This window comes from Gordonia zhenghanii, from assembly GCF_021738965.1.
GTDB lineage: Bacteria > Actinomycetota > Actinomycetes > Mycobacteriales > Mycobacteriaceae > Gordonia > Gordonia zhenghanii.
Map to the genome: position 1 here is coordinate 1 of NZ_JAKKOQ010000005.1, position 12,857 is coordinate 12,857.

Consider the following 12,857-nt stretch of genomic DNA (forward strand, 5'->3'; position numbering starts at 1 on the left):
CTCCGGGGCCCCCCCCCCCGCCCCCCGCCGCTTCCCCCGGGGGGGCCCCCCCCCCCCCCCCCCCCCCCCCCCACGACGTCAGTGGCCAGCACCGTCTCGCCGTCGGCGGTCACCAACCGGTAACGGCCGGTCTCGTCGTCGCGGCCGTCGAACACGACATGGCTGGCGTAGACCGTCACGTTGTCGCAGCGTTCCACCCGGTACTCGCGTCCACCCGCTTCGATCGGGTCGATGCGACCGAACACACGGGCGACGATCGCGGGCCAGTCGACGCCCTCGACCCGGGCGTCGACCCCGTACTTCGCGGACTCTCGTGCAGCGGCTGCGATGTCCGCCGCGTAGACGAACATCTTGGTCGGAATGCAGCCGACGTTCATGCACGTCCCGCCGAACAGTCCCTCTTCGAAGATCGCGATGCTGGTCGCGTCGAAGCGCTCGTCGGGAATCGAGTTCCCGCTTCCGGCTCCGATGATCGCCAGGTCGACCGTCCGAGCGGCGTGATCTGCTCGAGCGGCCGGTGCGGCCGAGCCTGCCTGTTCCGGTGCTGTCATCGTCCGAACTCGCTTTCCATCCAGGAGTCGACCTCCGCGTACGCGGTCTTGCGTACGGGTTCGATCGACAGGAACACGTCGTGGCGGGCGTCGGGTACGGCGACCGCGAGGACACGCTGTCCGAGACAACCAGACCACTGGGCTATTTGTTTCACGTCCAGCACGCAGTCCGCCGTGTCGACGGCCGCATCGTACTGCCCGCGGAAGGCTGACTTGTCCGATCGCAGGACGAGGGTCGGCACCCCGGAGTCGATGCCCGCATGCACCGTCCGGTGACCTGCGCGGACCGCCGTCATCCAGCCGAACGTCGCGGGGAAACCGCCGAGCGGTTTGCGGACCAGGTCGTACGTCCATTCGCCGTGGACGTCGGAGTGGAGACTGTCGCCGTACGCCGAGGAGAGGGGGCGAGGGATCGCCTGTCTGCCGCGGACCGAGCCGACCGCTGAGATCAGCCTGCCCGCGGCCGACGTCCGTAGCAGCGGATCGCCCTGCAGGTCGAGCCAGGGGCTGTTCAACAAGAGGCCGATCACGTGGCCGTGGCGCTCGGGATCGTCGGTACGCAGGCGATCGAGCCACAGCGGCGTGACGAGCCCGCCCGTCGAGTGCGCGGCGACGATCACGCGCGGCGATCCGCCCATGCCGCTGACCTCGTCGGTGACGATGTCGAGTGCGGCATTGAGCTCTTCGTCGTAGTGCGCGAGATCGGTCGTGTAGTGCGGTTGGTGGTGCGCCGACAGCGACCGGCCGCATCTGCGCAGGTCCAACGCATAGAAGGCGTATCCGCGGTCGTGGAAGAAGTCGGCGAGCTCGGTCTGGAAGAAATAGTCGGTGAAGCCGTGCACGTACAGCACTGCTCCGCGCGGCGCGTCGACCGCACCCGGCTTGCGGACCAGGTGCGCGTTGATCGGGTCTTCGCCGTCGGGATCGGGGGCAAGGGGGAGAGTGCGGACCTCGTAGCCCGCAAGGAATTCGTCGGGTCGCCAGTCGGTGATCACACCCCAACTCTAAGGCTTGTCGCTCACGACACATTTGCGCGCACCGATGCCACGTGTCAACGGCCGATGGTGAACAATGGCCTCCGTGAGTGTCTCCACGTCGGTACGTGGAGACGACCAGAGCACCCCGAGGGCGGAAGAGAGCAGCAGCGTGTCGCAGAAGGTCATCAAGACGGACGTGGCGTTGATCGGCGCCGGAATCATGAGCGCCACCCTGGGCGCGCTCATCCGGCAGTTGGAGCCGAGCTGGTCCATCAGTCTGTTCGAGCGCCTCGATGCGGCAGCCGCCGAGAGCAGCGACCCGTGGAACAACGCGGGAACCGGCCACTCGGCGCTGTGCGAGCTCAACTACACCCCCGCTGACGCCAACGGCGACATCGACATCACCAAGGCGCTCAACATCAACGAGCAGTTCCAGATGTCCCGCCAGTTCTGGGCGCACGGTGTCGACAACGGTCTGCTCGGCGCCCCGAACGAGTTCATCAACCCGATCCCGCACGTGAGCTTCTGCCACGGTGCGTCGGGCGTGGACTACCTGCGCAAGCGGCACGCCGCGTTGTCGAGCCAGACGCTGTTCGAAGGCATGGAGTTCATCGACGACGACGCCGTCTTCGCCGACCGCCTCCCGTTGATGGGCCAAGGCCGCGACTACTCGGATCCGGTGGCGCTCAACTGGTTCACGCAGGGCACCGACGTCGACTTCGGTGCGCTGAGTCAGCAACTCCTCAACTACGTCGGCCGCGACGCCGACCTGTACTACGGGCACGAGGTCCGCAACCTGACCAAGCAGTCCGACGGCAGCTGGGTCGCCAAGATCCGCAACACCCGGACCGGCGAGAAGCTTCGCGTCGAGGCGCGCTTCGTGTTCGTCGGCGCAGGCGGCGGAGCCCTGCACCTGCTGCAGCGCTCGGGCATCAAGGAAGCCAAGGGATTCGGCGGATTCCCGGTGAGCGGTGAGTTCTTCCGCTGCACCAACGAAGACGTCATCGCAGAGCACTCGGCGAAGGTGTACGGCCAGGCCGCGGTCGGCGCCCCGCCGATGTCGGTGCCGCACTTGGACACCCGCGTCATCAACGGAGACAAGGGCCTGCTGTTCGGACCGTACGCGGGCTGGTCGCCTAAGTTCCTGAAGACGGGCAGCGTCATGGACCTGCCGAAGTCGGTGAAGCCGAGCAACCTGCTGCCGATGATGTCGATCGCGCCCAAGGAGTTCGGACTCCTCAAGTACTTGATCTCGGAGTTGGCTGCGAACCTCAACGACCGCGTCACCAACCTGCAGGAGTTCGCGCCCAAGGCGGTCGGCGACGACTGGGAGTTGATCACCGCGGGCCAGCGCGTTCAGGTGATCCGCAAGAACGGCATGGGCGGAAGCCTCGAGTTCGGCACCGCCGTCGTCACGTCCGAGGACGGGTCGATGGCCGGACTGCTCGGCGCCTCGCCGGGTGCGTCCACCGCGGTGCCCGCGATGATCTCGATCCTCGAGAAGTGCTTCACCGCGCACTTCGACGGCTGGAAGCCGAAGCTGACCGAGATGATCCCGTCGTTCGGACAGAAGCTCAACGACAATCCTGCGCTCTACCGCGAACTGTGGGACTGGACCGGCAAGAGCCTGCAGCTGACCGCCGACGACGCCTGACACGATGACGGCTGCGGGCGCGCACTTTCCGTTCAGCGCAGTGGTCGGGCAAGACCGACTGAAGCTCGCGCTGATCTTGTCGGCGGTGTCCCCAGGGATCGGCGGGGTGCTGATTCGCGGCGAGAAGGGCACCGCCAAGTCGACCATCGTGCGCGGGCTGGCTCCGTTGCTCGGTGAGGCGTCCCGCGTGGTCGAGTTGCCGATCGGAGCCACCGAGGACCGGGTGGTCGGGTCCCTCGATCTGACGCGTGTCCTCCGCGACGGTCAAGCCCACTTCACGCCCGGTCTGCTCGCGCAGGCCGACGGCGGAGTCCTCTACATCGACGAGGTCAACCTGCTCTCGGACCACCTCGTCGACGTCCTCCTCGACGCTGCGGCGAGTGGGCGGGTCACCGTCGAACGCGACGGCGTCTCGCATACGCAGGCCGCGAAGTTCGTGCTGGTCGGCACCATGAACCCGGAGGAAGGCGAGTTGCGTCCGCAGCTCCTCGACCGCTTCGGGCTGGTCGTCGACGTCGCAGGTCCGCGCGATGTGGACGAACGCGTCGACATCGTGACCTCGCGCATGGCGTACGACGCCGACCCCGACGGATTTGCCGCCGAGCACTCCGACGTCGAGGTCGAACTGTCGGACCGTATCGCCGACGCCCGCAGGCTGCTGCCCTCGGTCGGGCTGCCCGTCGCCGAACTGCGCCGAATCGCAGGCATCTGCTCGCACCTGGACGTCGACGGTCTCCGCGGCGACATCGTCATGGCCCGTACCGCGTCGGCGCACGCGGCGTGGCGCGGAGCGGAGCAGGTGACCGAAGACGACGTCCGCGTCGCCGCGGAACTCGCTCTGCCGCACCGACGTCGCCGGAATCCGTTCGACGACTCGTCGATGTCGGAGGAGCAACTCGACGAAGCACTCGGCGCAGGTGATGAGGCCGCGGACGACGCTACGTCAAGCGACGACACTTCCGGAGACGGAGACGGAGACAGGGACGGAGACGGAGACAAGGACGGAGATCAGTCCGGCCGGCCGGACTCGGGACCTGACGACAGCCCAGATCCCGGCGGCACAGATCCCGGCGGCACAGATCCCGGCGGCCCAGATCCCGATGGTCCGGACGACGACGGGCCCGACACCGACCCGCCGGGCGGCGGCGGAGGAGCGACGGGACCGCAGTTCGGGTCGCGGCCTGCCTCGGGCTCGTCCCGGGTCCGGACGTTCCGGGCCGACGGCGTCGGCGACGGTGATCCCGGCCGTCGGTCACGGGCGCGCAGCACGCGCGGCGCGACCGTCCGAGACGTCGACTTCACAGCCAGCACACCCGTCCACCTGTTCGGCACCGTCCTCGCTGCCGCTCGTCGCAGTTCGGGCGCCGGCATGCCCGCGCTGGAGCCCGGTGACCTCCGCGGCGCCGAACGGATCGGCACCGAGTCGAATCTCGTCGTGTTCCTCGTGGACCTGTCCGGATCGATGACCGCGCGTTCTCGGCTCGCCGCCGTACGAGAAGCGTGCGTGGAACTGCTACGCGACTCGTACACCCGACGGGACCGGGTGGCCGTCGTCGTCGCATGCGGAAAGGACGCGTACGTCGCGGTGCCCCCCACCAGGTCGGTCGACATCGCAGTGTCCCGCCTCGCTCAGGTCCGCACCGGCGGCCGAACGCCGCTCGGTGAAGGCCTCCTCCGCAGCGTCGAGGTCATCGACCGCGCGGCCCGCACCGATCCGAACCGTCGACCGCTGCTCGTCGTGGTCTCCGACGGTCGAGCCACCGGGGGCAAGGACGCCGCACATCGTGCCGATGCCGCCGCCGACGAGGTGGTCCGCCGCGGCGTGGCGAGCGTCGTCGTCGACTGCGAGCAGGGGTTCGTGAAGCTCGGGACGGCCGTGACCCTCGCCCGCCGTCTCGGCGCTGAATACGTGCCGTTGGCAGATCTCGCCGAGACCGGGCTCGCTGCAGGCGTGCGCGGCGTGGCGTGATCGTGCTGCCCTAGGCTGAGCACCATGCCTAAAGGAGTTCCCGAGACCATCCCGAACGACGGACTGACGACTCGTCAGCGTCGTAACCAGCCCGTCCTCGGCGTCCACACCGGCGCCGGGAAGGGGAAGTCGACCGCGGCCTTCGGAATGGCGATGCGAGCGTGGAACGCGGGGATGGACGTCGCCGTGTTCCAGTTCGTCAAGAGCGCCAAGTGGAAGGTCGGCGAGGAGTCGACGATGCTCGCCCTCGGACGTCTGCACGAGCAGACCGGCGAGGGCGGCCCCGTGCAGTGGCACAAGATGGGCCAGGGGTGGTCGTGGATCCGCAAGAATGACGACGCAGAGCAAGACCACGCCGAAGCGGCACGCGCCGGGTGGTCCGAGATCGCCCGACGGATCGCCGCACAGGAGCACGACTTCTACGTTCTCGACGAGTTCACCTACCCCCTGCACTGGGGCTGGATCGACGTCGACGAGGTCGTGCAGGCGCTCGCCGACCGTCCCGGACGACAGCACGTGATCATCACCGGTCGATACGCGCCCGACGCGCTGATCGAGGCCGCCGACCTGGTGACCGAGATGACGAAGATCAAGCACCCGATGGACGCCGGACGAAAAGGCCAGAAGGGCATCGAGTGGTGACACGTGCGACGCCTGCCGTCGTCATCGCGGCCCCTGCTTCGGGGAGCGGCAAGACGACGGTGACCACGGGTCTCGTCGGAGCTCTCACCGCGGCGGGCCACACCGTCGCACCGTTCAAGGTCGGCCCCGACTACATCGACCCCGGCTACCACGCGGTGGCTGCGGGCAGGCCGGGTCGCAACCTCGACCCGAACCTGGTGGGCGAGAGCCGGATCGGCCCGCTTTTCGCGTCGGGCTGCACCGGAGCCGACATCGCCGTCGTCGAAGGTGTCATGGGGCTGTTCGACGGTCGGATCACCGACGACCCCGGAACTCTCGGCGTCGGTTCCACCGCTCACGTGGCGGCGCTGATCGGGGCGCCCGTGATCCTCGTCGTGGACGCGGGCGGCCACAGCCAGTCCCTGGCCGCGCTGCTGCACGGCTTCGTCTCGTACGACCCGGCGGTCCGGGTGTCCGGGGTGGTCCTCAACAGGGTCGGCTCGGACCGGCACGAACTGGTGCTCCGCCAGGCCTGCGACCGAGTGGGGTTGCCGGTGTTCGGCGTCGTGCGGCGCGACACCGCGTTGAGCGTCCCGTCCCGACACCTCGGCCTGGTGCCAGCCGCCGAACGCAGCGCCGACGCGGTCGCGGCCGTCGCAGCCATCACGGAGCGAGTCCGGGCCGGACTGGACGTCGACGCCGTCGTGCGTCTCGCGCGGTCGGCGGCGCCGGCCGCCGCAGCCCCGTGGTCGGCCGCCGACGAGACCGCCGACTACCGCGTCGACGGTCGCCCAGTGGTCGCCGTCGCTCAGGGGTCGGCGTTCACGTTCGGCTACGCCGAGCACCCCGAACTCCTGACTGCGGCGGGAGCCGAGGTCGTGGCGTTCGATCCGCTCCACGACCGGCTGCCCGCCGAGACGGCGGGCGTCGTCATCGGCGGTGGCTTTCCCGAAGAGCACGCAGCCGACCTGGCCGCCAACGACGGGCTGCGACGTGACCTGGCCGAGCACGTCGCGTCGGGTCGGCCCGTGCATGCCGAATGTGCAGGCCTGCTGTACTTGACGTCGGCGCTCGACGGCCATCCGATGGTCGACGCCGTCGATGCGCACGGAGCATTCGGGCCTCGCCTCACGCTCGGCTATCGAGACGCCGTAGCCGTCGCCGACTCCGTCCTCTATCGGACGGGAGAGCGGGTCACCGGTCACGAGTTCCACCGCAGCACAGTCGAGTTCGGGAAGGATCGGGTGGCTGCGTGGGCGTGGAGCGGGGCGGAGGGCAATGCCGTGGACGGTGTCGTCACGCGCGGTGTCCACGCGAGCTATCTCCACGTACATCCGGCGGGCACGCCACACGCCGTGGGACGATTCGTGAAGGCGGCACAGGAGGCTCGATGACCGATCGGGGACCCTTCGAGAGCAAGGCCGTCATCGAGGTGCGGGCGGCGGTCGACGCGTTGGCGGCCGAGGACGGCAAGGATCCCACCGCCCTGCGTGACGTTCTGGAAGCTGTTCTCCTCGTCGGTCAGGGACTCGAACTCGACGCCGCACTGCAACGGATCGTCGAGGTGGCTGCCGCCGTCTTGGACGCGCAGTACTGCGCGCTGGGCGTTCGCGGCCCCGAACTGAGTCTGCAGGCGTTCGTGTACACCGGGATCGCATCCGATAAACGCGCCGAGATGGGGCCGCTGCCCGTCGGGCGCGGCGTTCTCGGGGAGCTGCTGCACCACCCGGAAGTGCTTCGCATCCCGCGGTTGTCCGATCACCCGTCCTCCGTGGGCTTTCCGCCGAACCATCCGCCGATGGACACGTTCCTCGGAGCCCCGATCATCGTCCGCGGCGAACTGTTCGGAAGCATCTACCTGACCGAGAAGCAGGACGCGGCCGAGTTCACCGAACTCGACGAGACGATCGTCGGCGTGCTCGCCGTCGCGGCGGGGATCGCCGTCGACAACGCACGATCGTACGAGGGCGCGCAGACGCGCATGCGGTGGATGAAGCTTCTCGCCGACCGAGGCAGTGAGCCTCTGCGCGGGGTCTCCGTCGACGAGACCCTCGACGGCATGTGCAGCGACGTCGCTGCGTTGACCGACGCCGTCGACGTCTACATCGTGACGGGGACACGGTTGGACGCACACACCGGCGACGACGTCGACATCACCGATCTCGCGACCGTCGTCGAGACCGCGGGCGGTGTCGTGTCGGTCCGCAGCTTCGATCACGAACGGAGTTGGTTGCGGGGCGGTGCGCGGTGGGCGACCGTGCAACCGGTGCAGAGCGAGCCCGAAGAGTTCCGTGCACTGGTCCTCACTCACCCTGAACGCCGATTCTGGACGGCCGAGGAGCGGGCCGGGATGGCGGGCGTCGCGCGAGTCGCGTCGCTGTCGATCGCCTACTCCGAGCAGCAGGAACTCGCCGGCGAACTGGCCCTTCTGGAGGAACGTCATCGCATCGCCCGTGATCTGCACGATCTGGTGATCCAGCGGCTGTTCGCCATCGGCATGTCGATGCAGGCCATGCGGTCCGGGGGCGGCGACGTCGACCTCGACGCCCGGATGGAACAGGTCGTGACCGATCTCGACGCGACGATCGCACAGATCCGCACATCGATTTTCGACCTGCAGAGCCTGCACGGCGGGAAGGACATGCGGACGCTGCGTCGTCGAGCGCTCGACATCGTGTCCGAAATCGCCGCGTACACGGCGATCACGCCCGGCGTCACGTTCGTCGGCCCGGTCGACACCATGGTGCCGGACACGCTGTGGCCGCATATCGAAGCGGTCCTGCGAGAAGGCCTGTCCAACGCCCTACGGCATTCGGGCGCCGACCGGATCAGTGTTCGGATCGTCGCAGCCGAGGAAGTGACCGTCGAGGTCATCGACAACGGTGTGGGAGTTCCCGCAGAGGTGACTCGATCCGGTCTGCTGAACTTGACGCGGCGCGCCGACGACTGCGGCGGTGCCTTCGTCGTGTCGTCGGGCGGTGGCCGTGGTGGAGGTGGCGGTGTTGGTGGAGCTGGCGGGGGCGGGACGAGGATCAGTTGGACGGCGCCGTTGCGGTGACGCCGGCGTGCAGTCGTATTCAGCGCTCGCGGCCGCGGAGTTCGGTCGCGAGGACCGCGACCTGAGTGCGGCGTTGCATGTCGAGTTTCGCGAGGATCCGGGACACGTAGTTCTTGATGGTCTTCTCGGCGAGGAACATCCGATCGGCGATCTGGCGGTTGGTGAGACCTTCGCCGATGAGTTGGAACACCTCACGTTCCTGCGCGGTCAACTGCGCGATCGGGTCCGCGGGCTCACCCTGGCGGAGCTTCGCGAGAAGCGCCGACGTGCTCTTCGCGTCGAGCAGCGAGCCACCCTGGCCGACGGTGCGCACCGCGTCGACGAGGTTGTGGCCGAGGATCTGTTTGAGGACGAATCCCGAAGCGCCCGCGAGCACGGCGGCGAGCAGGGCGTCGTCGTCGGCATAGCTGGTCAGCATGAGGCAGTGAATCAGCGGGTTCTCGGCCCGGACGTCGCGACACAGTTCCACCCCGTTCCCGTCGGGAAGTCGGACGTCCAGGACGGCGACGTCCGGAGCGGTCGCCGCGATCTGTACCCGAGCCTCGTTGACAGTCGCGGCCTCGCCGACCACGTCGAGGTCGGGGGCCGTGGACAGCAGGTCACGCAGCCCGCGTCGGACGAGTTCGTGATCGTCGACGAGGAACACCCGGACCGGACGACTCGGAGACTGCGATTGCGCTGTGCTCATGGCGGTCACATTACCGCAGGTGAGGGCGGGACTTTGGTCCCTGCCAGCCGCTTGTCGAGAGGCGACGAGACAGCTTCTGCTGGTCGAGCGGAGTCTGTTGAGACAGCTTCTGCTGGTCGAGCGGAGTCTGTTGAGACAGCTTCTGCTGGTCGAGCGGAGTCTGTTGAGACAGCTTCTGCTGGTCGAGCGGAGTCGAGACCCGGGCCCCGACTAAACTCGACCACCATGGTGCAAGCTCATTATCTGGCGGGACTCGACCTGCGTGGACGCAGAGTCGTCGTCGTCGGCGGCGGTAGTGTCGCGCAACGTCGGATCCCGAATCTCGTTGCGGCGGGAGCCGATGTGCACGTGGTCGCGATCGACCCGACACCGACGGTCGAATCGGAGCCTGCGATCACGGTGCACCAGCGCGCGTACGCGACGGGCGATCTGGACGGCGCCTGGTACGCGATCGCCTGCACCGACGATCCCGACGTCAATGCCGCAGTCGTCGACGAGGCCACCGCGTCGCGCGTGTTCTGCGTCCGTGCCGACGACGGCAGTGCCGGAACCGCGGTGACCCCGGCGTCTGGGCACCATCGCGACTTGCAGTTCGGCGTGCTCGCCGGCGGCGACCACCGCCGTTCCGCCGCTGCGCGTGCCGCGATCACCGCGGCGTTCGCCGACGGAGCCTCCCTGACGGTCGACGACGAGGCGCGGCATGCTCCGGGAGTCGCGTTGGTCGGCGGCGGTCCAGGCGCGGCCGACCTGATCACAGTGCGTGGGCGACGGCTGCTCGCCGAAGCGGACGTCGTGGTCGCCGACCGACTGGCTCCGGTCGCGCTCCTCGACGAACTCGGTCCGCAGGTCGAAGTGATCGATGCGGCGAAGGTTCCGTACGGCAGGGCGATGCGGCAGGAACAGATCAACGAGATCCTCGTCGACCGGGCGAAGGCCGGGAAGTTCGTCGTCAGACTCAAGGGCGGTGACCCGTACGTGTACGGCCGCGGCTACGAGGAACTGCAGGCGTGTGTCGCCGCCGGGGTGCCGGTAGCTGTTGTCCCCGGCGTGACCAGTCCTATCTCGGCTCCCGGACTCGCGGGCGTCCCGGTGACCCATCGGGGCGTGGCACACGAGTTCGTCGTCGTCTCCGGGCACGTCGCACCGGACGATCCCGACTCCCTGACCGATTGGAGCGCGCTGGCCAAGCTGCGCGGCACCATCGTGTTGATGATGGCCGTCAAGCGGATCGACGCCTTCGCGCGGGCTCTGCTCGACGGCGGTCGTCCCGGCGACACCCCGGTCGCATTCATCGAGAACGCATCGCGCCCCGATCAGCGACTCATCCGTGCCGACCTGTCGAGTGCCGCCCGGGTCGCGGGGGAACAGGCCCTGATCGCACCCGCGATCGCCGTGATCGGTCCGGTCGCGGGGTTCGACGACGCCGACCGGGCGGTACCGCTGTGACCGCACGGATCGTCGGACTCGCGACGGGTGCGCTGCTGCTCATCGCCGCGATCGCGTCCTGGTACGTGCACCCCGCGGTGACCGCTGCGCTCGTCGCTGCCGCGGTGCTGGTCATGTCCGTCTGGCAGGTCTTCCGGCGTCGTGCCGGTATCGAACCGCTCAAGCAGAGCACCTGGGTCGCGATCGTCGTCCCGTTGACCTATGCCGCACTCGCCGTCGTCGCACTCAACGGCTGGATCTACCGGATCTCGGCCGACGCAGGCACCGAATCGGGCGATCTGCAGATGGTGGTCGGACTGACCACCGGCGTCGTCGGGATGTCCGCCGCCTACGGCTACGGTCGGGTCCGCGCTCAGAAGGCCCAGCTGAACGAGGTCGTCGAGGTAGACCTCGCCGACGACGAGCCGGGCGTCGCCGACGGCGACAGTTGGTTCTTTCCGCAGGCGAAGTAGCAGCTCGGCGGTAGGGTCGGGGCAGGAGAGGAGTGGACGTGTCCGACCAACCGACTCTCACATTCTGCGCCGCCACCCAAGACGTCTTCGACGACGTCGAGACCATTCTCGGACCCAAGCGTCGTCCCGACGCAATCGCGTGCTGGTGCCTCACGTACCGCCTGGGAAACCGGGAGGCCGCGAGGCTCGACGCTCCGGAACGTCGCCAGGCGGTGTTCGATTCGTGCGGCCGCCGACCGGCGCCGGGCATCCTCGCGTACGACACCGCAGGCGACGTGGTCGGGTGGGCCGCAGTCGCGAGGCGCGGTGCCATCGCGGCGCTGGCCGACCATACGACTTTTCCACCGATAGGCGACGGCGACCCGTGGACCGTCTACTGCCTTCGAACCAGAGGCGGCCGCCGCCGCCGCGGAATCGGTCAGCGACTCCTGCAGGCCGCTGTCGACTTCGCGGTCGACAACGGAGCCGACGTCGTCGACGCGTACCCCGTCGACCCGGTCGGCACGGTGAGCCCGATCTTCGCCTATCCGGGTATCCGGTCCATGTACGAGCGGGAGGGTTTCACCGTGGCGGGCCCGGCGGGAGCCGTGCCGGGAGGCCCCGGGCGAGTGGCCATGCGGCTGTCGGTCACGTGAGGTGCTTCAGCCCTCGGTCACCACGGTGATCTCCAGTCCAGACGTGATCTCGACGCGTTGGCCCGCGTCGGAGAGCACGCTCGCCAACGCGTTGACGTCCCGGACAGTGCGGCGCGTCCGCACCAACTCGTGAGCGACGAGACCCTTGTAATGCTTGTTGAAATGGCTGACGACCTTGCGTGAACCGTCGGCGTACTCGGTGACGACGGTCGCGGTCACCGCACCGTCGACCGGTCCGAGTTTCTGGTAGACCCCCGATCGCAGATCGACCACGAAATCGTCGATCGCGTCCAGTGCGGGTGAGAGCACCGGTTTCCACACCGACCCCAGCGTCCCGAATCCCGGCAGTCTGGAGCCGCCGGAAAGTCGGTACGCGGGAATCAGATCGGCCGCGGACACCACTCCGAAGAGCGCCGAGCCGATCATCAGACGGTCTGCAGCCTTCGTCCTCGACGCCCGAGTCATCCCCGGGTAGTCGAGCGCGTCGTACAAGACGCCCGTGTAGCGGGTGATAGCAGGCCTGGTCGGCGCCGTCCACAGCTCCGCATTGCGCGAGACCTCGGCGATCGCGGCGTCCGTCGTTCCCAGACCCAATGCTGCACGGGACGACTCGAGGTCGCCGGACAGCGCGACCAGCGCGTCGGCGATACGGCGCCGCACGCCGGTCAACTCCGGCAACGACAGCGATTCGAGGTCGAGAGGGGCGGACTTCCCGCCGTCGGACTTGGTCTCCGAAGGAGGCAGGATCACGAGCACGCGACCACCCTAACGAACCGTCTGCCGTCACAACTAAGCTGGTACACCGT

At 68.4% G+C, this 12,857-nt stretch carries 11 protein-coding genes and 1 pseudogene; 8 read left to right on the plus strand and 4 right to left on the minus strand.

Translation table 11 applies throughout. From position 1 onward, the window contains the following. Positions 1-551, minus strand: a pseudogene (locus L5G32_RS04710) (hypothetical protein); the annotation flags it as partial. Then, complete coding sequence (locus L5G32_RS04715) at positions 548-1,546, minus strand: alpha/beta hydrolase (RefSeq protein ID WP_237009875.1); 999 nt, start codon at positions 1,544-1,546, stop codon at positions 548-550. The pseudogene L5G32_RS04710 and the gene L5G32_RS04715, both read right to left, overlap by 4 nt. Positions 1,547-1,697: 151 nt before the next feature. On the opposite strand from L5G32_RS04715, the gene mqo reads away from it, so the two are divergent. From mqo to L5G32_RS04740, 5 genes are read left to right on the plus strand one after another with little or no spacing between them, the layout of a single operon-like run. Further along, positions 1,698-3,182: a malate dehydrogenase (quinone) gene (gene mqo / locus L5G32_RS04720; protein WP_237010230.1), complete on the plus strand. Its 1,485-nt coding sequence runs from the start codon at positions 1,698-1,700 to the stop codon at positions 3,180-3,182. A gap of 4 nt (positions 3,183-3,186) precedes the next feature. Next, a complete protein-coding gene (locus L5G32_RS04725; protein WP_237009876.1) occupies positions 3,187-5,151 on the plus strand; it encodes an AAA family ATPase in 1,965 nt (654 codons plus the stop codon). A gap of 24 nt (positions 5,152-5,175) precedes the next feature. Then, positions 5,176-5,793, plus strand: coding sequence for a cob(I)yrinic acid a,c-diamide adenosyltransferase (gene cobO, locus L5G32_RS04730; protein WP_237009877.1), 618 nt, complete (start codon positions 5,176-5,178; stop codon positions 5,791-5,793). Further along, the gene (locus L5G32_RS04735; RefSeq protein WP_237009878.1) at positions 5,787-7,166 is read left to right on the plus strand and encodes a cobyrinic acid a,c-diamide synthase CobB; all 1,380 of its coding nucleotides are present in this window, start codon (positions 5,787-5,789) and stop codon (positions 7,164-7,166) included. Before cobO ends, L5G32_RS04735 begins: the two co-directional genes overlap by 7 nt. Next, a complete protein-coding gene (locus tag L5G32_RS04740) occupies positions 7,163-8,830 on the plus strand; it encodes a GAF domain-containing sensor histidine kinase (protein ID WP_237009879.1) in 1,668 nt (555 codons plus the stop codon). Before L5G32_RS04735 ends, L5G32_RS04740 begins: the two co-directional genes overlap by 4 nt. A gap of 19 nt (positions 8,831-8,849) precedes the next feature. Here L5G32_RS04740 and L5G32_RS04745 read toward each other — a convergent pair whose 3' ends face one another. Beyond that, a complete protein-coding gene (locus L5G32_RS04745; RefSeq protein WP_237009880.1) occupies positions 8,850-9,518 on the minus strand; it encodes a response regulator transcription factor in 669 nt (222 codons plus the stop codon). A 225-nt stretch (positions 9,519-9,743) separates the two neighbouring features. Between L5G32_RS04745 and cobA the strand changes: the two genes are divergently transcribed. From cobA to L5G32_RS04760, 3 genes are read left to right on the plus strand one after another with little or no spacing between them, the layout of a single operon-like run. Then, positions 9,744-10,964, plus strand: a complete 1,221-nt coding sequence (gene cobA / locus L5G32_RS04750; protein WP_237009881.1) for a uroporphyrinogen-III C-methyltransferase — start codon at positions 9,744-9,746, stop codon at positions 10,962-10,964. Then, entirely contained in the window at positions 10,961-11,416 is a 456-nt protein-coding gene (locus L5G32_RS04755; protein ID WP_237009882.1) for a hypothetical protein, read from the plus strand. Before cobA ends, L5G32_RS04755 begins: the two co-directional genes overlap by 4 nt. 38 nt (positions 11,417-11,454) lie before the next feature. Continuing rightward, the gene (locus tag L5G32_RS04760; RefSeq protein WP_237009883.1) at positions 11,455-12,051 is read left to right on the plus strand and encodes a GNAT family N-acetyltransferase; all 597 of its coding nucleotides are present in this window, start codon (positions 11,455-11,457) and stop codon (positions 12,049-12,051) included. A 6-nt stretch (positions 12,052-12,057) separates the two neighbouring features. Here the strand turns inward: L5G32_RS04760 and L5G32_RS04765 are convergent, their stop codons facing one another. Further along, positions 12,058-12,807, minus strand: coding sequence for a YaaA family protein (locus L5G32_RS04765; RefSeq protein WP_237009884.1), 750 nt, complete (start codon positions 12,805-12,807; stop codon positions 12,058-12,060). Positions 12,808-12,857 lie beyond the last annotated feature (50 nt).